This window comes from Azonexus sp. R2A61 (assembly GCF_021401135.1).
Taxonomy (GTDB): Bacteria; Pseudomonadota; Gammaproteobacteria; order Burkholderiales; family Rhodocyclaceae; genus Azonexus.
Genome location: NZ_JACBFO010000002.1, coordinates 53,665 through 74,322, shown reverse-complemented (window position 1 = coordinate 74,322; position 20,658 = coordinate 53,665). Strand labels below are relative to the sequence as shown.

The 20,658-nt window shown below is 62.0% G+C and carries 26 protein-coding genes; 7 read left to right on the top strand and 19 right to left on the bottom strand.

Annotated elements, in window-relative coordinates; translation table 11 throughout:
* Positions 1–5: 5 nt before the first annotated feature.
* From L0962_RS05430 to L0962_RS05355, 16 genes are all read right to left on the bottom strand, one after another.
* A complete protein-coding gene (locus L0962_RS05430) occupies positions 6–584 on the bottom strand; it encodes a phage tail protein I (RefSeq protein WP_234085316.1) in 579 nt (192 codons plus the stop codon).
* Positions 581–1,471, bottom strand: coding sequence for a baseplate J/gp47 family protein (locus L0962_RS05425; RefSeq protein ID WP_234085314.1), 891 nt, complete (start codon positions 1,469–1,471; stop codon positions 581–583). The genes L0962_RS05430 and L0962_RS05425 overlap by 4 nt, the downstream gene beginning before the upstream one ends.
* The gene (locus L0962_RS05420; protein WP_234085306.1) at positions 1,468–1,806 is read right to left on the bottom strand and encodes a GPW/gp25 family protein; all 339 of its coding nucleotides are present in this window, start codon (positions 1,804–1,806) and stop codon (positions 1,468–1,470) included. The genes L0962_RS05425 and L0962_RS05420 overlap by 4 nt, the downstream gene beginning before the upstream one ends.
* Complete coding sequence (locus L0962_RS05415; protein ID WP_234085297.1) at positions 1,803–2,462, bottom strand: phage baseplate assembly protein V; 660 nt, start codon at positions 2,460–2,462, stop codon at positions 1,803–1,805. The genes L0962_RS05420 and L0962_RS05415 overlap by 4 nt, the downstream gene beginning before the upstream one ends.
* A 61-nt stretch (positions 2,463–2,523) precedes the next feature.
* Positions 2,524–2,982: a phage virion morphogenesis protein gene (locus tag L0962_RS05410; protein WP_234085288.1), complete on the bottom strand. Its 459-nt coding sequence runs from the start codon at positions 2,980–2,982 to the stop codon at positions 2,524–2,526.
* Positions 2,972–3,448 (bottom strand): phage tail protein, encoded by a 477-nt coding sequence (locus tag L0962_RS05405; protein ID WP_234085286.1) that lies wholly within the window; start codon positions 3,446–3,448, stop codon positions 2,972–2,974. The genes L0962_RS05410 and L0962_RS05405 overlap by 11 nt, the downstream gene beginning before the upstream one ends.
* Complete coding sequence (locus tag L0962_RS05400) at positions 3,445–3,996, bottom strand: hypothetical protein (protein WP_234085284.1); 552 nt, start codon at positions 3,994–3,996, stop codon at positions 3,445–3,447. Before L0962_RS05400 ends, L0962_RS05405 begins: the two co-directional genes overlap by 4 nt.
* 2 nt (positions 3,997–3,998) lie before the next feature.
* A complete protein-coding gene (locus L0962_RS05395; protein WP_234085283.1) occupies positions 3,999–4,811 on the bottom strand; it encodes an N-acetylmuramidase family protein in 813 nt (270 codons plus the stop codon).
* Complete coding sequence (locus tag L0962_RS05390; RefSeq protein ID WP_234085282.1) at positions 4,804–5,094, bottom strand: hypothetical protein; 291 nt, start codon at positions 5,092–5,094, stop codon at positions 4,804–4,806. Before L0962_RS05390 ends, L0962_RS05395 begins: the two co-directional genes overlap by 8 nt.
* Entirely contained in the window at positions 5,091–5,456 is a 366-nt protein-coding gene (locus L0962_RS05385) for a hypothetical protein (RefSeq protein WP_234085280.1), read from the bottom strand. Before L0962_RS05385 ends, L0962_RS05390 begins: the two co-directional genes overlap by 4 nt.
* A 3-nt stretch (positions 5,457–5,459) precedes the next feature.
* Positions 5,460–5,666, bottom strand: coding sequence for a tail protein X (locus L0962_RS05380; protein WP_234085279.1), 207 nt, complete (start codon positions 5,664–5,666; stop codon positions 5,460–5,462).
* Positions 5,666–6,139 (bottom strand): head completion/stabilization protein, encoded by a 474-nt coding sequence (locus L0962_RS05375; RefSeq protein ID WP_234085277.1) that lies wholly within the window; start codon positions 6,137–6,139, stop codon positions 5,666–5,668. The genes L0962_RS05380 and L0962_RS05375 overlap by 1 nt, the downstream gene beginning before the upstream one ends.
* A gap of 149 nt (positions 6,140–6,288) precedes the next feature.
* Positions 6,289–8,097, bottom strand: a complete 1,809-nt coding sequence (locus L0962_RS05370; protein WP_234085275.1) for an SGNH/GDSL hydrolase family protein — start codon at positions 8,095–8,097, stop codon at positions 6,289–6,291.
* 106 nt (positions 8,098–8,203) lie between these two features.
* The gene (gpM, locus tag L0962_RS05365; RefSeq protein WP_234085273.1) at positions 8,204–8,887 is read right to left on the bottom strand and encodes a phage terminase small subunit; all 684 of its coding nucleotides are present in this window, start codon (positions 8,885–8,887) and stop codon (positions 8,204–8,206) included.
* 58 nt (positions 8,888–8,945) lie between these two features.
* Positions 8,946–9,965, bottom strand: a complete 1,020-nt coding sequence (locus L0962_RS05360) for a phage major capsid protein, P2 family (protein ID WP_234085263.1) — start codon at positions 9,963–9,965, stop codon at positions 8,946–8,948.
* A 47-nt stretch (positions 9,966–10,012) separates the two neighbouring features.
* Positions 10,013–10,825, bottom strand: a complete 813-nt coding sequence (locus tag L0962_RS05355) for a GPO family capsid scaffolding protein (protein ID WP_234085255.1) — start codon at positions 10,823–10,825, stop codon at positions 10,013–10,015.
* Between the two features lie 145 nt (positions 10,826–10,970).
* On the opposite strand from L0962_RS05355, the gene L0962_RS05350 reads away from it, so the two are divergent.
* The 6 genes from L0962_RS05350 to L0962_RS05325 all read left to right on the top strand — a co-directional run bounded on the left by L0962_RS05350 (position 10,971) and on the right by L0962_RS05325 (position 16,243).
* Positions 10,971–12,761 (top strand): terminase ATPase subunit family protein, encoded by a 1,791-nt coding sequence (locus L0962_RS05350; RefSeq protein ID WP_234086210.1) that lies wholly within the window; start codon positions 10,971–10,973, stop codon positions 12,759–12,761.
* On the top strand, positions 12,758–13,825 hold the full coding sequence (locus L0962_RS05345) for a phage portal protein (protein ID WP_234085253.1): 1,068 nt from the start codon (positions 12,758–12,760) through the stop codon (positions 13,823–13,825). The genes L0962_RS05350 and L0962_RS05345 overlap by 4 nt, the downstream gene beginning before the upstream one ends.
* 135 nt (positions 13,826–13,960) lie before the next feature.
* Positions 13,961–14,731 (top strand): DNA adenine methylase, encoded by a 771-nt coding sequence (locus L0962_RS05340; protein WP_234085251.1) that lies wholly within the window; start codon positions 13,961–13,963, stop codon positions 14,729–14,731.
* Between the two features lie 188 nt (positions 14,732–14,919).
* A complete protein-coding gene (locus L0962_RS05335; RefSeq protein ID WP_234085250.1) occupies positions 14,920–15,252 on the top strand; it encodes a hypothetical protein in 333 nt (110 codons plus the stop codon).
* Between the two features lie 14 nt (positions 15,253–15,266).
* A complete protein-coding gene (locus L0962_RS05330; protein WP_234085248.1) occupies positions 15,267–15,920 on the top strand; it encodes a hypothetical protein in 654 nt (217 codons plus the stop codon).
* Entirely contained in the window at positions 15,917–16,243 is a 327-nt protein-coding gene (locus L0962_RS05325; RefSeq protein WP_234085246.1) for a hypothetical protein, read from the top strand. The genes L0962_RS05330 and L0962_RS05325 overlap by 4 nt, the downstream gene beginning before the upstream one ends.
* 304 nt (positions 16,244–16,547) lie before the next feature.
* On the opposite strand, the gene L0962_RS05320 is transcribed toward L0962_RS05325, so the two are convergent.
* Positions 16,548–16,991 (bottom strand): OB-fold putative lipoprotein, encoded by a 444-nt coding sequence (locus L0962_RS05320; protein WP_234085244.1) that lies wholly within the window; start codon positions 16,989–16,991, stop codon positions 16,548–16,550.
* 1,011 nt (positions 16,992–18,002) lie between these two features.
* On the opposite strand from L0962_RS05320, the gene L0962_RS05315 reads away from it, so the two are divergent.
* On the top strand, positions 18,003–18,470 hold the full coding sequence (locus L0962_RS05315) for a hypothetical protein (protein WP_234085242.1): 468 nt from the start codon (positions 18,003–18,005) through the stop codon (positions 18,468–18,470).
* Positions 18,471–18,581: 111 nt separating this feature from the next.
* On the opposite strand, the gene L0962_RS05310 is transcribed toward L0962_RS05315, so the two are convergent.
* Together L0962_RS05310 and L0962_RS05305 are read right to left on the bottom strand one after the other, a co-directional pair.
* Positions 18,582–19,922, bottom strand: coding sequence for a sensor histidine kinase (locus L0962_RS05310; protein ID WP_234085234.1), 1,341 nt, complete (start codon positions 19,920–19,922; stop codon positions 18,582–18,584).
* A gap of 4 nt (positions 19,923–19,926) precedes the next feature.
* Positions 19,927–20,604 (bottom strand): response regulator, encoded by a 678-nt coding sequence (locus L0962_RS05305; protein WP_234085232.1) that lies wholly within the window; start codon positions 20,602–20,604, stop codon positions 19,927–19,929.
* Positions 20,605–20,658: the final 54 nt, after the last annotated feature.

The following is a 20,658-nucleotide window of genomic DNA, read 5'->3' as shown; positions in this document are numbered from 1 at the left end:
GACTCCTATGAAATGCTGGTGTTGACAAGGCCGCGGGTGTAGCTGCCGTTGCGCATGGCCTGGCCGTTTCGGCGCAAGGTGGCTTTGCGGAAATCGATGGCGGTCAGGGTGATGCAGTTGCGCTGGACGGCTGACAGCAATCGCTTGATGCGTTGCGCCTGGTCGATGGTGATCGGCTCGCGCAGCACCACGCGGTAGGTTGCCCAGCCACCGGAACCGCGGCGCCGATGCGTGCCATCGCGCAGGGCGACGCCATTTCGGTGAATGTAGTCGCCGCGCTCGATCACCAGCGCATCGCCCTGGCCGATGCTGGCCAGCGCGCGCCGAACCGCGGCGAGCGTGCCCTTCTGCTGGTGGATCAGCCGGGATTCTCGGATCACGGCGCGCTTGCGATCGATTGACCAGGTTTCGTCCCACTCGTCGACCGACAGCGCCCAGGCGAGGTAGGGCAGCATGGCCGGCGGGCAGGTGTCGGCATTCCACAGGCTGCTGACGACGGCCGGCAGGGCGGCGAGGCGCGCCGCGGCGCTCTGGTCGACGGCTCGCTCGAGCGTGGTGCTCTGGGGCGGCAGCAGCGCGCTCATTCGACCCCCGCGACGGTGAGGTTGATGCCGGTGCAGTACGGGGCTTGCCCGCGCGTGCAGACGATGTCCGCGGCCGGGCTGGCGATGACGACTTTCTTCACGCCGGCGACGTGTGCGGCGGCATCGATGGCGGAGCGGATGATGTCGGTGTCGAGCCGGTGGCTGTCGGCGGCGAACCTGGCGAGTGCGGCCTGCGCGGCGGCGAGGCCGACTTCGGTGCTCGGCCCGGCGAAGAAGGTGAGCGCGAGATCCAGGCTGTAGTTGACGATTTCCGGTGCAGCGACGACGACGGATTCGGACAGCGGCCTGACGGTCTCGCCGCTCAGGGCGCCGGTGACGGTGGCGAGCTGCGTCGGCGTTGGCATGCCGTTGCCCGTGCGCGTCAGTACGAATACCCGCGTGGTGCCGCCTTCCGGGCTGTCGACCGAGGCGTCCTTGATCTGGCCGTCGGCGCTGATGGCGTGGAACCGGAAGGCGTCACGCGGGCCGGCGACGGAGTAGCTCTCTGGCTTGAGGGCCAGGCGGTTTCGGTAGTCGGCGTCGAGTTCCATGACTGCCGGCATGGGCGGGATGGTGTCGAGGTCGGCCGGCGTGACGACGAGACGGGCTTCCTGATAGTAGGTGGTGCCGATATGGTCGAGGTCAGCGCCTTCGGCAAAAGCGAGCATGACGGCGCGGGCTTCGTCGTTGTAGCGGGCGCGCAGGTTGAGCTCGCGGTAAGCGAAGGCTTCGAGCAGCTTGACGACGGGTTCGCTTTCGAGGTCAAGGACGTCGGCGCCGGCCGGGTAGCGGGCAATGAAGTCAGCCTTGATCTCGGCGACGATGGCTTCGAAGACCAGCGTCTCGACGACGTCCGGGGCGGGCAGGGATGACAGGTCGACGGTCATTTGAGGGCCTGGACCAGGGTGATGGGTTGGCCGGCGCGCTGGCCGCGGCGTTTGACGGCGTCGAGCGTGATGGTGGTTTTTCCGTCCATGGTGTAGTCGACCGCCGCGGTGCTGATGCCGATGCGCGGCTCCCAGCGGGTCAGCGCCATGACGCTGGCGGACATGAGGCGCAGGCGGTTGGCAGGGGTGGCGGGGAAGTCGATCAGGTCTGGGATGTTCGAGCCGTAGGCGCGGCGTTCGACCCGGCTGCCGATGGGCGTGGTCAGGATGTCGGCGACCGATTGCCGGATGTGCTCGTCTTCGCCGATGGCGCGGCCAGTGGTGCGGGACATCATGCGACCGGCCCCCCGCTGGTGTCGCCGCCCGGATAGACCCCTTCGTGGCGATGGGTATGCAGGGTGATGCCGTTGTCGGTGATCGATCCGCCGGTGTTGGTCTGCGCGACGTTCTGCTGCTCGAGGACGCCGTCGCGGTGGCGGAGGTCTCCCTTGATGGCGCTGCCGTTGCCGCCGCCGTAGCCGGCGAGTCCGTTGTTGTAGGTGAGCAGGTCGTCGATCACGCATTTGCCGGTCAGGTGCGTGAGCGGCGTGTCGTGCGTGATGCTTTCTTCGGCGACGATGATGGCCGTCTTGATGCCGGTGATGCTGAGGTGGCCGGCGTCGTGGTCGTAGGTGAAGGTGGCGCCGTCGGGGAACTTGACGACGTGCTCGACCGGGCTGCGGCTCGGGGTGTCAATGACGTCGGACGGCAGGCCGCGCAGGACGACGCCTTGTTCCAGCACGCCGGAGGGTGACAGGATGATGCATTGTTCGCCGATGGTGGGCGGGTTCCATGTGGTGGTCTCGCCGGCCCGGTCTTCGATCCAGCGCAGCCAGTCGGTGACGATGCGGCCGGTCTCGACGCGCACGCGCGGCTTGCTGAGGTCGACCGAATGGATCGTGCCGACGCGGATCAGGTTTTCCAGCAGGCGGGAGAGGGTGGCGATGTCCATGAGGCCGATGATGCCGGCCCCGCGCGCGCATGGCTTGTGCCGCCGGGTGTAGGGCGCCGGCTTACGCCCGAGCCAGGTGTGCGACGACGATTTCGGCGATGCGCGCGAGATCCTGCTCGCTGTAGCCGAGCAGTTCGCGCTTGGGGTAGTCGACTTCCAGCCCGGTGCGGCGGTTGACGTAGTCGCGCAGGCCGCCCTGGTGCACGCGGGCGATGCGCGATACCTGCTCGGTGAAACCCACGATGGCGGCGTCCGCGGTGCCCCTGGCTTTGAGAAAGCGCGCGGTGCGCAGCTTGCTGAACATGGCGCGGCGGATGCGGCCCTTCTGGTGCCTGAGCTGCAGTTTACGCGGCGCGTAGGCGGAGCCGTCCGGGTTCTGCTGCGCGGCGATGCGCCGCTGCTGGCTGGCGCGCAGTTCGTTGGCGAGCGCGGCGGCGAGTTCGCGCCGTGCACCCGGCTCGAGTTTGGCGACGAGGTCGGCGGCGAAGGCGTCGAGCGCGGCGAGGTCGTCAGCCGCCATCGTCTTCGGCGACCGGATCGCCATTGGGGTAGATGGCCCAGCCGGTGGGGCCGGTGAGGTCGGGCAGCGGCGGTTCGTCGACGTGCGCGCAGGTGTAGCCGCCACCGGCCGCCGGCTGGACGATGACGCGCTCGGAGAGTTCGAGGGTGATCCGGATGTCGGCCTTGCTGGCGTCGATGATCTCGGCCTCGAACTCGACGGCCTTGGTCTTCGCGTCCGGGTTGAGCAGGATGTCCGCCTGGTGTTCGCTGATCCAGATAAGCAGCGGGACGTTGAGGACGTCGAGCGATTCGCCGAAATCGGTGACGATGATTTCGAGCTGGTAGTGCTGTTCGAAGCTGAGATTACCGCCGTGCTGCGCGCTGACTCGGCCCTTGTTGACGAACATGTGCAGCTTATCCGGGTTCCGGTCTAGGTCCGGCACCCATTGCTGCAGGTGCTTGCGCAGCTCAGCCGGTTTTTTCATGGTGCGGTTCCCGCCAGAGCGCGCTGGCGACGTTGCCAGCCTTCCAGCTTTGCGGCGGTTTCCCGGCAGGCGCGGTAGTTGTCGGCGACGGTTTCGAGGGCGATGTCGTCGGCGACGGGCTGCTCGGCAAGGGCTTGAGCGGTTCCGGCGGCTCCATCAGCCAGGGGTCCGGCGGCAGCGGCGGCAAGATCGCCGGCGGCAGCGGCGTCGTGGCGCAGGCGCCAAGTGCCAGGCAGGACAACACGACGATCAGGCGGCGTGACTTGAACATAGCGGAGGACCTCACGGGTGACGATGCGGGTTTTTTCGGCCTGCGCGGTGCGCAGGGTGTTGTTCTGTGCGGTGAGTTGTTCGCCCTGGTCCTGCAGCTGGACGATGCGATCGGCGTAGGCCAGGGCCTGATCGAGCAGCTGCTTGGCCTGGGCCTTTTCGCTGGTGTCGATGCCGTGCAGGTAGCCGGCGAGCAGCAGACCGACGGCGATCAGGGCATAGAGCGCCCAGCGGCCGAGCGCGGCGTAGATGCTGGCGACGGTTGGCATGGGCAGCATGATCAGGCGGCCTCGGCTTGATCGGCCTCGGCGTAGCGCTCGTAGGCGCGGGCGAGCTTGATATCGTAGGCGTTGTCCTTGTAGGCCGGGCCGTTGTAGCCGCGGGCGAAATCGGCCCACTTGCCGGCCTTGAGCGCCTTGATGAGGGCCGGCTCGGCTTCGAGGTAGCGGACGAAGGCTTCGAGCTGCCCGGCTTCGCCGGATTTCATGGAAAAGACGAATTCGTCGATCGAGGCGTAGCCGAGGCGCTGCCAGTGGTAGCCCATGACTTGATATTGGCCCCAGCTGCAGGCGCCGTAGGCGACGGCGGGTGGCAGGATGGTGAGCGCGGTGTTGAGGCGGGACCATTCGTGGTGCCCGCCGGCGTAGCCGCCGCGCTTTTCGTTGACGAGGTTGGGGTAGCGGGTGGCGAGGGCGATGGCGTCTTCGGCCGGGACGCCGGATTCGCCCAGCAGGCCGAAGGCCTTGTGACGCTCGTAGAGGATGACCGGTCGGCCGTCGGAGAGGAAGCCGTGGCCGGTGGTTTCGACCTCGTTGACGGCTTTGATGGCGGCGAGGCCGATGCCAAGGCGCTCCGCGGCCTTGATGAGATCGGCTTCGGCCAGCGTGCGCTTGTCTTTGTCTTGCGAGTAGAGCGCGGCCTGCGTCTTGGGGCCGGCGATGCCATCGACGACCAGGCCGGCGCGCTGCTGCAGGGCCTTGACGGCGGCTTCGGTGGCGGCGCCGAACCATCCATCGACGGTGAGCTTGAAGCCGGCAGTGACGAGCTCGCGCTGCAGGGTTGCGACTTGATGTCCGGTATCGCCTTTACGCATGGCGGTCTCCTTGAGGGTGAGGTGGGCGGTGGATGGGGTTTCGGCGCCGGTCGGCGAGCATGAGGGCGGCAATGCCGGCGGCCAGGCAGGTGGTGGCGAGGCTGGGTTTGCCGTCATCGAGCAGGCCAAACAGGCCGGCGAGGGCGCCGCCGGCGAGCAGCAGGGCGGCGTAGCGCATGCGCCACGGGGTGCAGGGCGACATGCGGTTGAGCGCGGGCTCGACCCGCAGCAGGATGATGCTGCAGGCGATCAGGAGCAGGAGCTTGATGGCCAGGTCGATCACGATGCGATGTCCTCCACCTTTTTCTGCGCGAGGCGCAGCAGCGCCGGGCCGAGCACTCGGTGTGTGAGGAATCCGGCGGCCAGCGCCAGCGGCAGGCCGACGGTGCCGCGGGGGACGTGTGCCGGCCACCAGGCGCTGCCGGTGACCCAGGCGAGGACGGGCGGGGTGACCCAGGCGGCAACGAGGGCGGCGAGGATGCCGGAGGTGAGCCGCTGGACGATGGGCAATGGCGGGGTGACGTAGGTGTTGTACCACCAGCAGCCGATGAAGCCGGCGAGCAGCTGCATTGGATCGAGGCCTGTGGCAACGCCGAGCACGATGAGGCCGGTGCTGGTGAGGGTTGGGGCGATGGGTTCGGCCATGGGTCAGTCCCAGAGATTGATGAAGGCTTTGGTCGCCGGTGCGGCCATGGCGGCATCGGGCAGGGTGACGGGCGTGCCTTCGGGCAGGACCGGGCCGAGCGCGGCCAGGCCGGGGTTGGCGTCGAGGACGGTTTCGACCTGCGCGCTACTGCCGAGATGGCGGTAGCACAGGCTGTCGACCGTGTCGCCCTGATGCGCTATCACCTGCATCAGATGAGCTCCACGGTCGACCGCGTGCGCCCGGTGATGTCGGCAATCGCGGCGTGCCAGTCGCGCCGGTGATCGCCGATCTGGATTTCGAGGGTGTCGGCCTGTTTGTCACCCTGGGCGGTGGTGTCGAAATCGCGCCAGCGTTCGAGCAGCAGCGCCTTGGCGAGACAGCCGCAGGCGCGGCGGTATTTCTGGATGAGGGCGGATTCGCCGTCGACCGGTTCGTAGTCGCTGACGACGTCGGCCAGGTGATTGATGCCGAGATCCTGCTGCGCCAGACGCCAGATGCGCAGCGCGTGGTTGGTCTCGGCAATCGATTCGATCAGCGCGCCGCGCAGGCGTGCCGGGGTGATGGTGTTGTCGATGCGCTGCTGGGCACGCACGTCGACCGGCGCGATGTTGGGCCAAAACGGGCCGGAAACGATCGGCGTTTCGAGGGTGTCGGGAGTCGGCGCGGAGATGACGAGGGACATGATTGCTGGCTGCGTTGAGTTGCAACCATGATGTTTGACCGCTCGCGCGCGCGCCATCGGCGGCGGGTGTAGCCGGGGCGCTTACACCCGGAAAAGCAAAAGCCCGGCGCGCGGCCGGGCTTTATGCGGTGCAAGAGGGGATTAGAAAATTACTTCTTCACACCGAACCGAGAAACGCGTACCGTGAAATCTACGGGCGCTCCGCCGGTAAATGCGAGATTGAGCAGCGCTGTAATTCCGCGGCTTGTCATCGTCGCCCAGTCCGCGTAGACGTCATTGCGCTGAGAGACGCAAACGGCGTCAAACGGTAGGTCGGACGGCCATTCGCTCGACGTACCTGCAAAATTGTATTTGGTCTTATTGACCGATGCGCCGTTGTTGCCCTGGAGTTTCGCACCGATCCCGAAGCCTCTGAAACCGACTGCGCCAGCGTCAACTTTCACCCGAGCTATCGACCGGATATAGTCGCCAGAGCCGATATAACCCATGTTCCCAGCAGTCTGGTTGAGACTCTGGAACGCGAGCGTCTTGCTGCCAGCGGTCGGCGTGCCGTAGACGTGGATGATCTGGCAGTCGTAGCCATCCGCATCGACTCCCTTGCTGCAATCGACCGTCACCCCACCGGCATTGCCGGTTGCGAAAGACCAGCCGGTTGCGACTTGGCCATTGACCCCGGTCGCGGTTCCGGCCGTCCCGGTCATCATGTAGTTCGGGATCAGGCAGCCGGTCGGGTTGGTGCTGGAATTGTAATCGTCGGCACCGGTCGGCGCGTTGTAATAAGCAGTCTGCGCAGCGAACAACTGCGCAAGTTTCGCGCCGATGGTCGCGCCGAGAACCGAATTCCCGAGCGTCGCAGGATGAAGGTTGTCGGGAGCGTAGCCATCCTTGAAATCGCACGTCGTCCCGGATTTGAGCATCGGCGCAAACGTGTCAAGCTGCACAATCAACGGGCTGATAGCAGCGCAAGCCGGCGATTCAAGCCATGCTTTACGCGCTAGCTGCGCCGTTCTTTCGGCCTCACTGATGCCGGTCTTCGGCAGTTCGTTGCAGACGACAAGGATTTTCCCGGCGGCGGTGATCTGCTGGAAGCAATACGTGTACTCAGGGATCAGTGTTTCAATCGGCGTAGATGTGTCATTGACTCCGCACAAAAAAACGACGACCGACGCCGGATCGGCGAGTACGGCAGGGAGACGAGGACGGATTGAGTACGTGGCGTTATTGTTGGGGATCATGTAGCTGCCACCGATCCCGAAGTTTCCGGATGCGTAGGCTTTATAACCCATCGCTTGCAACGCCCACGCAATATAACCGGACGCGTTGATCGTTCCGGTCGCCGGAAAATCTCCCGTGGCGCTCTGCGTGCGGCTGTCTCCGAGCACAGAAAACAGGTTATTCGTGGGCACTGGGAGAGACGATGCAGCTTGTACGACGGCACCTGCGCTCGTCGTTGTCACGTATCCGGCCGAGTTAGTTGCCGTCTGGCGAACTTTCATCGTTTTCCCGGCATCCGATGTGATCGGCGTGTAGCTCAGTCCAGCGCCGACGATCTCTGCATCGTCCAGCAGTATTTTTGTCGATACCGTCGCAGCCCCTCCACCGAACACGGCTTCGGTGACAGACAGGGGCACGCCAACCTGAGGCGCAAGCGAAAACGACGGCGCAGAAACAAGCGTCGGCGCAGTGACGATATTCGGGATGTCCCAACCGAGGTCGGCTGGCGTGATCGGCTGGCCCCCCGGACCCAACAATGTAATCCTCCCGTTGATGTCGTTGTTCTGATACTTCACCAGGTTGCTCAGCCCAACATCGTCCAGCAGCGCTTCGATGTCACTTTTCGAGATGCCGCTGATGAATGCCATGCGCAGGGCTTCGCGCTCGGCCTGCGTCAGCGGGGCCAGGACCTTATCCAGCAGGGATTCACGTTTCTGGCGGGCAGGGGTTTTGAACGAGGTCATTTCTGGCTCCGATGTTTGGGTGCGCGGTGGTCGGGTGGCTACCTTCGGTCAAGGAGGGAAACCGAGGGCGCCACCCGAGCCGCGCGGGTGCGGGGTCCGCTCTTTGTCAGGCGTCGCCGGCCGGTGCCGGCGGGGCCGAGTTCTTGATGGCGACGTCGAGGCGCTCGATGTCCTTCTTGACGCCGACCTTGTCGTGCAGCTTGATGGCGAGGGCGAGGGATTCGCGGGCCTTGACCAGGTCGCCGGCGGCGCGCTGGGCGTAGCCGATGGCCTTGTGCAGCTTGGCCCGGACTTCGTCCGGCATGTCCTTGCCTTCGACCAGACCGGCCACCGCGAGCAGCACCGGCAGGATGCCGGCGCGCATGTCGTCGGATTCCTTGAGCGCTACGTCGGCGACTTCCTCGGCCAGCACGCAGGGCACGTCGCGCTTGTACTGGTCGGGCATGGTGAGGCCGTGCTCGATGGCGTAGGCGCCGATCTTGATGGCGAGGGCAAAATCGGCGATGTCGATGGCCCAGACGAAGACGGTCATGAGTACGTCGTCTTGCCGGCCGGCGCCGGCGGCCAGGACGCCTTCGATCCAGGGCAGGTAGTCGGGCAGCAGGGTGGCCTTGACTTCGATTTTGCGTTCGATGGACTGGATGTCCTTGAGGCGGCGCTTGTCTTCGGCGAGCTTGAGCAGCATGAGCTCGTATTGGTTGGCGGCGCCGGCGGGGATGGCCTGGTCTTCGGCCGGCTGGTTGTTGGCGGCCATGGCGCGTTGCCAGTGGGCTTTGGCGGGGGATTGCATGGGTGGCTCCTTGGGATGCCGGCGGGGCCGTTTCCGGCCCCGCTCGGGCAGCTTCCGATCAGGCGATTTCGATGTTTTCGGCCAGGGCGGCGAGGCCGTAGTCTTCGACGACGTAGGCGTCGTTGGACGATTCGTAGTTTTCGATCTGGTCGCGCTTGGCGTTGTCGATGATGGTGCGGCGGCGGGCGCCGTCCTGGTAGTAGCGCGACAGGTTGTCGAAGCGGGTGATCAGGATCTTGTTGGCCGGGAAGTTGGGCACGCGGGCGGCGGGCAGGCCGCCGACGCGCTTCTGGCTGACGATGACATCGGCGGCCATCTTTTCGCTGTTGTCCTGGACCTTGTTGATGAGCGGGAAGTACTTATCGGCCAGGAGGGCGCGGCCCATGATGGCGACGAGTTCGGTGTCTTCCTGGTACCACGGGTCCAGCAGGTTGTTGACGACGTCGAAAACGAGGGCGTCGAGGTTCTTGTAGCCGGTGGATGCCGTGGCGCCGTCGCCGATGACGATCTTGCCGGTGCTGCCGATCTGGCTGAGGACGCGGGCGCCGCTGGCGTTTTCGCGCATTTTCTGCAGCCAGCCCTTGTTGACGTCTTGCAGCAGCGGGTTGGTGACGCGGTTGGAGGTGGCGGCGCGGGTGATGCCGTTGAAGCCGATGGTGATGATGTCGAGCGATTGGCGACGGATGATCTGGTCGCGGATCAGGGTCTGGAAGTTGGGGAACTTGGCCCAGGCGTCCAGCTTGCTGTACTTGAGGGCGGTGTCGAAGTTGGTCTGGGTGCAGACGTAGCCGTTGCTGTCGAGGCTGGTGGGGTCGATGGCGACGCGGTCCTGGGTGGTGGTGTCGGTGGTGGAGGCGATGGTGCTGCCGATGCCGAGGCCGACCTTGTCACCGCTTTGCTCGGTGACGCCGATATTGTTGATGCGCGAGAGGAAGTCGGAGGATTCCTGAATGTGGCCTTCGAGCTTCTGCTGCACGCTCGGGGCGACGGTGAATTTTTCGGCGACGTCGGGGACGCCGTTGAGTTGAGCGAGGGCGGCCTTGAATGCGTTGAAGGCCAAGCGGGTTTCTGTGCGCATGTGTTTCTCCGGTTCGTTGGTGTGGCGTTTTCGAAGGACCGGCCGGGTCAGCAGTCGGTGGTGATGGTGCCGTTGCCGCCGGTGGTGTTCGGCCGCTTTTTGGGGTCGCCATCGGTTTCGGACAGGGTCTTTTTCAGGTCGGCGTAGTCCTTCTGGGCGGCGGCGAATTCTTCGGTGAGCTTCTTGACCTGGGCGCCGGCGTCGGCGACCTGTTGCTCGAAGCTCGCGAAGTTGTCGAGCAGGGCCTTCTGCGACTCGGCGACGGCAGTGATCGCGTTGGCCTGGTCGGCAAAGCGGCCGTCGTTGTCCTTCTTGCTGATACCGAGCAGATCCTTGACCTTGGCGAAGAGGGTGTCGCCCGGCTTGGTCTCGGGCTTGGTTTCCGGTTCGAATTCGATTTCGATTTCGTCCTTGAACGCAAAGCGCTCGCCCGCGGCACCGGCGACGCTGAATTTCATCGATTCAGTGGCAAGCGATGCCGGGCGGTCGGTGAAGGCGAGGCCGCCGAGGTAGGCGATACCCTTGTTGGCGAAGTTGTCCAGGACTTCGATCGACGCGAAGGCCTTTTTTCCTTTCTGCTGCAGGGCGACCAGTTCTTCATTGGCGTCGACGACGCCCATGAGTTGAAGGCGCTTCTCGCCGAGGATGTCGGTTTCGCGGGTCGAGAGGGAGATGACCTTGCCGTAGGCACCGAAGACACTGTCGGGCAGGCTGGAGAGGTAGTGCTCGAGGTTGGCGACGGCGGTATAGACCTTGGGGCTGTAGTTGGCGGCCATCTGGGTCAACCATTCGCGGCTGATCTTTCGGCCGTCGACGGTCGAGCCTTCGGTTGCGATGGCAAAGGGCTTGGAAATTGGCATGGCGTCGGTCTCCGGGCGGTTATCTGTGATGACCGGTCCAGTTTCGGGGAGGCGCCGCGGGCGGGCAAAGGCTTGCGGGTGTAGGGCGGCGGCTTACTCCCGGCGGCGGGCAGCAATGGCTTCGCGCGCGGGTAGCCTCGGGGCCATGAATGCACCTTTGCCCACCGATGCTATCCCTGCGGAGATCGATCCGCGGCGGCGTGCCCGTGACCTTTACTGGCAGGGCTGGCGGATTTCGCGCATCGCGGAGCATTTGACCGAGAAGGTTTCAACGGTTCATAGCTGGAAGCGCCGCGACGCGTGGGATACATACGAACCGATCCAGCGCGTCGAGTCAAGCCTCGAAGCCCGCATGATCCAGTTGGTCAACAAGGCGGACAAGGACGGTCGGGATTTCAAGGAAATCGACCTGATCGGGCGGCAGATGGAGCGCCTGGCGCGGGTGCGCAAGTATTCGAACGGCGGCAATGAGGCCGACCTTAACCCGAACGTCGAGAACCGGAACGCAAAGACCCGGGCCGGCACCCGCAAGGCGCCAGCGAAGAACGCGATCAGCGAGACGCAGCAGGAGGCGCTGGTCGATGCGTTCATGAAGTCGCTGTTCCCGTATCAGGAGACCTGGTACCGCGCGGGCCTGGTGCAGCGGGTGCGCGATCTGTTGAAGAGCCGGCAGATTGGTGCGACGTGGTATTTCGCCCGGGAGGGGCTGGTCGATGCGGTCGAGACGGGGCGGAATCAGATTTTTTTGAGCGCGTCGAAGGCGCAGGCGTATGTGTTCCGGCAGTACATCAAGCAGTTTGCAGCAGATACCGCCGATGTGGATCTGAAGGGCGGCGATGTGATCGAGCTGGCGAACGGTGCCAGCCTCTACTTCCTGGGCACGAATAGCCGGACGGCGCAGAGCTATCACGGCAACGTGTACATGGACGAGTACTTCTGGATTCCGAAGTTCCAGGAGTTCCGCAAGGTGGCCTCCGGGATGGCGATGCACAAGAAGTGGCGGCTGACCTATTTTTCGACGCCGTCGGCGATGTCGCATGAAGCCTATCCGTTCTGGACGGGCGATCTGTTCAATAAGGGCAGGGCGTCGAAGGACAAGGTCAAGGTCGACGTGAGCCACGCCGCGCTGCGCGATGGTCGGCTGTGCGAGGACTTCCAGTGGCGCCAGATCGTGACGGTGATGGATGCGATCGCCGGCGGTTGCGACCTGTTCGACATCGAGGAACTGCGCCGGGAGTATTCCCCGGAGGAGTTCCTGAATCTGCTGATGTGCCAGTTCATCGACGATGGCGAGAGCGTGTTTCCGCTGGCGACGATGCAGCGCTGCATGGTCGATTCCTGGACGGAGTGGGCGGACTTCAAGCCGTTCGCGCTGCGGCCGATGGGGCAGCGCGAGGTGTGGATCGGGTATGACCCGAGCCGCTCAGGTGACAACGCGGCGCTGGTGGTGGTGTGCCCGCCGGCGGTGCCGGGTGGGAAGTTCCGGATTCTCGATCGCGTGACGTTCGCCGGTATGCGCTACGAGGAGCAGGCGGAGCGCATCCGGAAATTTACCGAGATCTACAACGTTGGCTACATCGGCATCGACCGTACCGGTATCGGCGATCTGGTCTATGAGCTGGTGCAGAACTTTTATCCGGGTGTAGTTGGGTTCCGCTACACGCCGGAGGTGAAAACCCGCCTGGTGCTCAAGGCGATGGATGTGGTCGGCAAAGGCCGGCTGGAGTTCGACGCCGGCTGGACGGACATGGCCGCGGCTTTCATGGCGATCAAGAAGACGACGACGGCCAGCGGCAACGCCATGACTTTCGAGGCCGGGCGTAGCGAAACGACCAGCCACGCCGATCTGGCGTGGGCAACGATGCACGCGCTGGCGCGTGAGCCGCTGGAGGGCATGTCGGCCAGCAATCAATCTTCGATGGAGATTTTTGGATGATCAACGATCTGATGACCCCGGTTTTTCCGGAAAACACGGCGTCGACCGCAGAAATGCCGCGCATGGAGGCTTTTACCTTTGGCGATCCGGAGGCTGTGCTCGATCGGCGCGAGATCCTCGACATGCTGGAGTGCCCGGACAACGGGAAGTGGTACGAGCCGCCGATCAGCCTGGACGGCCTGGCGAAGTCGAGCCGTTCGGCGGTGCATCATGCCTCGGCGATGTACGTGAAGCGGAACATCCTGGTGAGCTGCTTTGAGCCGTCGCAATACCTGTCGCGCAGTGATTTTTCGGTGTTTGCCCATGAGTTCATCATCTTCGGGAATGCGTATCTGGAGCGCCGGGACAACCGCCTGCGCGAGCCGCTACGCCTGCTTGCGACAAAGGCAAAATATACCCGCCGAGGCCTGGAGGATGGGCAGTACTGGTATGTGCCGAAGTACAACGAGGAGCACCGGTTTCCCAAGGGCAAGGTCTTCCACCTGCTCGAACCGGACGTCAACCAGGACATCTACGGCCTGCCGGAATACATCCCGGCGCTGCACAGCGCCTGGCTGAACGAGAGCGCCACGCTGTTCCGCCGGAAGTACTACAAGAACGGCAGTCATGCCGGCTACATCCTGTACATGACCGATGCCGCCCAGAAGCAGGAAGACGTCGACGCGCTGCGCGAAGCGCTGAAGAGCGCCAAGGGGCCGGGCAACTTCCGCAACCTTTTCATGTACGCGCCGAACGGCAAGAAGGACGGTATCCAGATCATCCCGGTCAGCGAGGTGGCGGCGAAGGACGACTTTGCCAGCATCAAGAACGTGACCCGCGACGACATGCTGGCGATGCACCGGACGCCGCCTCAGTTGATGGGCATCGTGCCGGGCAATACCGGCGGCTTTGGCGACGCGGCTACGGCGGCCCGCGTGTTCAACGCGAACGAGATCCTGCCGCTGCAGGCGCGCTTGCTTGAGGTTAATGACTGGATGGGGGAAGAGGTGATCAGGTTCAAGCCCTACGCGCTGGCCGATGCCGGCGAGCCAGTGGCAGCGCCGGAGAAGATTCCGGCGCGATGAGAGACGGTGCGACCTGGTCAGGTGCGCTAACACCCGACCAGGCCACCTCCAGCAGAGTGTGCTGCTTTCGGCCAAGGCCCCGCCACCGTGCACACGGCGGGCCGAAGGCTATCACGTAAACGGAAAGTGTTACACATGCTGAAAGCAAAACCTGTTATCCCCTGGATCGGTGGAAAGCGCCGGCTGGCAAAGACCATCATCCCGATGTTCCCGGAACATCAGTGCTACGTTGAACCGTTCTGCGGCGCCGCCGCGCTGTTCTTCCTCAAGGAGCCGGTCAAGGCTGAGGTGATCAACGATATCAACGGCGAACTGGTCTGCCTGTACCGAGTGATCCAGCATCATCCGGAGGAACTGATCCGGCAGTTCAAGTACGCGCTGTCCAGTCGCCAGGTGTTCGACTGGCTTAATGATCAACCGACCGAGCCGCTGACGGACATCCAGCGGGCCGCCCGGTTCTACTACCTGCAGAAACTTGGATTCGGCGGCAAGGTCGATGGCCGGACGTTCGGCACGGCAACAACCTCGGCGCCGCGCCTGAGTTTTACCCGGGTCGAGGAGGACCTATCTGTAGCGCACCTACGCCTGCAGCGGGTCTATGTTGAGCACCTTCCATGGGATGCCTGCGTGACCCGCTATGACCGGCCGCACACGCTGTTCTACTGCGATCCGCCTTACTGGTCGACCGAGGGCTATGGCGTCGAATTCCCCTTCGATAACTACACCCGCATGGCTGAGCTGGCACGCTCGATCGCCGGCCGCATGATCATCTCGGTCAACGACATCCCGGAAATGCGCCAGGTCTTCGCTGGACTCGATATGCAGCGCGTGGAGATTCCTTACATGGTCGGTGGCACAAATCGCTCGAAGGAGAAGGCGGGGGAGTTGATCATCAGGAATTTTTGACAGGGTCATCATCTACCGACCGCCGTCGTTATCGCCGCCTTCGGGCGGCGTTTTTTGGGGGTCGATTTTGGTGGCGGTGAAAATATTTTTGGATCATTGCAAAAAAACTTTTACTTAGCGCTATTCGCGCTATAATAAACCCATCAGCACAGCAATCCCGCTAGCGCTGTTCCTCTCAGGAGATGATCATGACCACCATCGCTCAACGCCTCGAATCCATCTGCCGCGCTTCTTTCGAACGTCGCATTTCTGCCGACCCCATGATTAGCCTCGGCTGGCCTGCTGCCGAAGACTTCGTCGGGACGGAATTCGAAGCTGCGGCCGCTCAGTGCGAACAGCAATTCGGCGACCTCTGTGCCAGCGAACTGGCAAAGAAGATCAGCGTTCGCGCCCCGAACCCTTACGAAGAAATCCGCACATTCGAAGATGGATCGCATGTGCTGATTCAGCATGAAATGGCTATCCCGTGCGAAGCCTGGCAAGCCAACTGCACCGACGCTGCCTATTACGACAACGAGTAAAAGGAACCCCGATCATGTTGAAAGAAAACTTCATGGTCGGGCCTTTCGAGGTCCGACCAAGATCCGGCGGCCGGGTTGACATCAGCTATGGCTTGAAAACGTTGGCGAGCAACATCGATACGACCGGCATCACCCGTCACGAAGTAGCAGATTCGCTCGGAGACTGTTTTGCCCAGCTGCGCGATGAACTGCGCGCGAAGACAGAACTTCATCCGATTAATCTCATGCAGTCCGGTAACCGTATCGCCGGCTTTGTCTGCGAGAGTTCGATTGTCGAAGGCATGACAGCAGGGCTGATCGACGATCGCGCCGAATTCTGGCTGCAGAGCGATAATCGGCTGTATTCCATGCCCGTCTCGATCGACGGCTATGCGTCGATCAGATCGACATCCAGCGCCGCGCCGCTCTGCTGGGTCAGAAACCTATTGCCCGTCGATGTCGTCACTACCGACCCGGAACAGTGGCGGGCGCCTTCTAGTTGGGAAATTCGGCATGTCGTCGGCGAAGGATCGTTTACCGGAATCAGCGGTGCGAAAGCTGCCGCCCTGGTCGGCATGACGCCGCAGAATTTCAGAAAGTACACTGCCACCGATGGCGCCTCGACTCGACAAAACATCAGCTTCGCCGCATGGCATCTGCTACTGAAAAAACTCGGGGTGACGCGGTGATCGACCTCGAAGCCCTGTCGACGACGGAACTGTCGAAACTGATCTCTTCGGCAATGGCTGAATACCAGCGCCGCATATCAGCGCCGGTCACTGTATCGGCCGCCGCCCCGGAACGGACTGTAGTTCTTGCGCCGGCTGCGGCCGATAAAGCCCATGTACTTTCCTGCCTTCGGCTATTGAAAACCGGTGGCGTGATCCGGGCGAGCGATGTCCGGGAGTATCGTCGGGTCGCCAGTCAGTTCCCTGAATGGTTCAAGCAGAGCGGTTATCCGAATGATGTTAGAGGTGCGGTCGCCAGGCGCTACATTGACTTTCATCCATGATGACGGTTTAATCAATGCACTGTCGGAAGGCAGCTCAGTAAAAATAGATTAACCTATGGTTAGCTACTGCCGGACAGGCAGCTCAGTAAAAGTAGTTACGCGAAAGCGATTACTGCCGGATAGGCAGCTTAGAAAAGGTAGCGTTGTGATTTGGTGAATCACTGCCGGATAGGCAGCTCAGGAAAAGTAGTTTCCGACTTAAGTCATACTGCCGGATAGGCAGCGCAGAAAACGAAACCCGCTTCGGCGGGTTTTTCCATTTCTACAATCATCAGCGATCTTGGAACTTGGCTGAAGCAACGCCTTATTTGGCTGGTTTCTTGGCTTCTTCGGCAACGAATCTGCATCCATTTCCATAAGGCGCGCCAATGATACGGCTCATTGATTCGCACAGCACGGTGGTCTTTGTTCCCTTCTTAAGCGCCACGGCTGCAGCCTTCTCAGTGTCTTCCATCTTCATGTGTACGGGCATGAACTGGTTTGATGTTTTGAGATCGATCACGATGTTGTCGAAAGCATCCTTGCTGATCGCCTGCACGCTTCCGGATACCTGGATCAACTTGTTTTTGAATCCTTCATCAGTTGCTACTTCGTTTTCTTCGTAAGCGTTGAACAGTTGTCCGGCGCTTATTTTTACAACTTCCTTCGGCGTAGGCGGTGCCGCTGACGATGGTGATCCACCATCGCCACAGGCGACAAGGAATGACGACAGAACAACGGATTCTAGTACTACGGCGATGCGGCTCATGGATACCCCTCACTCAGTAAAGATGCCGTGATTCTAAACCATCGGCATTCAATTCGGCTGGCCCGCCTAGTGTTGCCTAAAAAATAGGCAATTTGTAAGGAATCTGCACAAGAAATAGGCGTTTTCACCCCTTGGCGCGCGGCCGAGACCCCGCCCCGCCCACCCGCTTCTTGCACGAAAAAAAATGCAGCATGCAGCCTCGGCAAAAGGCCTTGACCACAGGCGGACATCTACCTACTGCCCGGCGAACGGGCCATGCGAAACCATGCGCCCAGGTCATGCAGTATGCCGTTCAAGGCCATCCGGCCGATGGCTGTTCATATGGATACGGGGGGTGTCGGGAACTGGTAATAATGGTTATGCACAGCAAAACCAAAGGTTATATGTTTGTTTTTATTGAATAAAAAAATCACCAAGCAAAGGTGACTAAAGGTGATTTATTTATGAAAAAAAGGTTATGTCATTGATTTATATGTACATTTTTTTGATGATTAATAACCTTTAAATCAGGTGATCTCATAACCTACTTTTTACCTAAAAATAACCTTTATGCAAAATACTTAAACGCTCTATTGACAATGGTTTTGAGTTGTTTATATAGAAAAATTACCTTTATTACCTTTTTCCGACGATAGCTTTGTTTTTCAGCTTGTCATTCCGGCGCATGTGTCATGTGCACGCATGCGCTGCGAGGGATACTGGCTACCGAAATTTTCATAAGATGCGCTTCGCGTGCCACGAAAACACAGGCGTTTCCGGCTGGTCATCTTATGAAAAGATGCGTTTAACTACCTGATATATCGTTAAAACACGCTAGATTGTGATTCCAGGTGTCACCGGTTCGATCCCGGTATGTCGCCCCAGCATTGTCTGAAAAAGCCCCGAGAAATCGGGGCTTTTTGCTTTTCGTGGCTTCCTCGCTACTTGCCGTTACATTCTGTAGATCGCCCTGCGATTGGTTAGCTTGTGCGTATGATTCAACCTGTTTGCATATTTTTGGGTGGTTGAAAAATGAAAAAAGTGTTTTCTCTCCTGGTTGCTTTGTCGTTGCTGGCTGGCTGCGGTGGTTCGTATTCGGTTACGCGCACCGGCCAGACTGCTCCCGAGCAAATCCGCACCGTTTTGATGACTCCCCGCGATGGGAATTCCCCAGAGGTGACCGAGTATGTGTCGGATGCCTTGGCTGCTCAGGGAGTAACGGTGACCGGACAATTGCCTACCGGGGTTTTCAAGACGGACAAGGCTGATGCGGTGGTGTCTTACCTGGATGTCTGGAGATGGGATATCTCTACCTATCTCCAGTCGATTTCGATCAGCCTGTATGACGCCAAGACGGGGAATTTGGTGATTACCGGTCGTTGGCGGGATTCCTTTTTCCATACTTGGAACCGTGGCGAGGGCGTCTCGAAGGAGCTAATCGCAAAAATGCTGGCGGAACTCGGGGCGTCGACGGTGCCTGTGAAGGAAGCAGCGCGCTAGTTTTTGCCAGTCATCTCAAACCGGGCCTTAATCGAGACGATTTCGGTCATCCCATGATACGAAGCCCCGCAAGGTACGCCCTGCGGGGCTTCTTCTTTTCGGATTGTCCGGTCAGCCGGCGGCGGGAAGGTCAATGCACATTGCCGCGCCGCCCAGCTGCTGCGAACTGCCGATAGTCAGCCTGCCGTCGTGCGAGCGGACGATGTCGCGGACGATGGCCAGACCCAGGCCGCAGCCGTCGCCGCCTTGCTCGGCCGGGCGGTAGAAGCGCTCGCCGATGCGTTCGCGCTCGTCGGCGGGGATGCCGGGGCCGCTGTCTTCGACCAGGATGAACGCCTGTTCGCCGTGGCGGCCGCAACTGACGTTGATGATTCCGCCTTGCGGGGTGTAGCGCAGCGCATTGTCCACCAGGTTGGCGATCATCTCCTCGATCAGCAGTGCGTTACCGGCGATCTTTGCCTCGTGCAGCGCAAACCCGAGATCGATCCGGCGGGCGATGGCGCGCGGCATCCAGTTGTCTGCCTGGTGCTGGATCAATGCCTTCAGTTCGAGTGGCGCGAAAGGTGGTTGTCGTTCCGCATCGGCTCGGGCCAGCATCAGCAACTGGTCTACCGTATGCGCCATGCGCACGGTGGCGGCATGGATGCCGGCCAGTCCCGGGGTGTTGTCCGGGTCGGCTGCTTCGACCTGGGCGAGCAGGGCGGCAATCGGCGTGCGCAACTGATGGGCGGCATTGGCGACGAAGTGCCGCTGGCTGGCCAGCGCGTCCTCAAGGCGCTGCAGCACGCCGTTGATTTCCGTGACGACGGGCTGGATTTCGTTGGGTACCCGGGTTTCCACGGCGCTCAGGTCGTTCTCGGTGCGCCGGGAAAGTTCGTTGCGCAGACGGTCCAGCGGGCGCAGGCCGGAACGAACGCCAAACCAGATGATCGCGGCGCTGACGCCGGCCAGCAGCAGTTCGGGTATCAGCATGCCGAACAATATTTCGCGGACCAGGGTCCGTCGCTTGACCAGGGTTTCCGCTGCCAGCAGGGTCACCGTCCGCGGCCCGAGATGGCGTTGCAATGCGGCCAGGCGGATCGGCTCGCCGGCGATCTCACCGTCGTAATACCAGCGCCCTTCGCGGCTGTCGTCATGGCTGCCGGAAGGTCGGGGCAGGGCGGGGTTGCCATCGAGAAGCCGGCCGTCGCTGTCGTAGACCGCATAGTAGATACGGTCATACTTGTCAGCCAGCAGCACGGCTCTGGCCTGGGGATTGAGCGGAATCTGCAGTTCCCCGTCGATGATGCGCAATTGTTCCGACAAGGCGAAGGCCGTATCGAGCAAGGCACGGTCGTAGGCTTTGGTGGCCGAGCGGAGCGCGACCCAATAGCCGGCCAGTGCGCCAACCAGCAGCAATGCGAGCATGGCTGGCAACAGGCGCTCGAACAGTGTCCGGCGCAGACTGTGCATGCTTTCAGCCGGCATCTTCCGGTTTTTCCAGGTAATAGCCCAGGCCGCGGACGGTGCGGATGGTGATGCCGGCCGGTTCCAGTTTGCCGCGCAGCCGCGAAATCATCTTTTCGACCGCGTTCTGGGAGATTTCCTCGGTGTCTTCGTAGAGCGCCTGGATCATCTGTTCCTTGCTGACAATTCGGTTGATCTTGCTGACCAGGAAACTCAGCGCCGCCCATTCCTTGCCATTCATCTCCAGCGGCTGTCCGGCCAGCCAGGCGCGTTTGCCGGCCTGGTCGAGGCGCAGTTCGCCGAGTTGCAGTTCGGCGCTGCCACCGCCCTGCTGGCGACGGGTCAATGCCCGGATTCGGGCCTCGAGCTCTTCCGTGGTGATTGGCTTCACCACATAGTCGTCGGCACCCAGATCAAGCACGCGGACCCGCTCGTCCACCATCTGCCGTGCCGACAGAACGAGGACCGGCATGCTGTTGCGCCGGGCGCGCAGGCGGCGCAGGACTTCGCTGCCGTCGAGGCCGGGCAGGCCGAGATCGAGCACGGCCAGCGCGTATTCCTCGGTGCGCAGCAGCGTGTCGGCATGGGCGCCGTCGGCTGCGTGGTCGACCACGTAACCGGCTCGATTCAGGGCGCGACGCAAACCGTCAGCGAGCAGGGTGTCGTCCTCGATCAGGATGATGCGCATCGGTGGTCAGAAAGCGGTCAGGGAAGCTTTTTACGATAGCACGATGAATGAGGT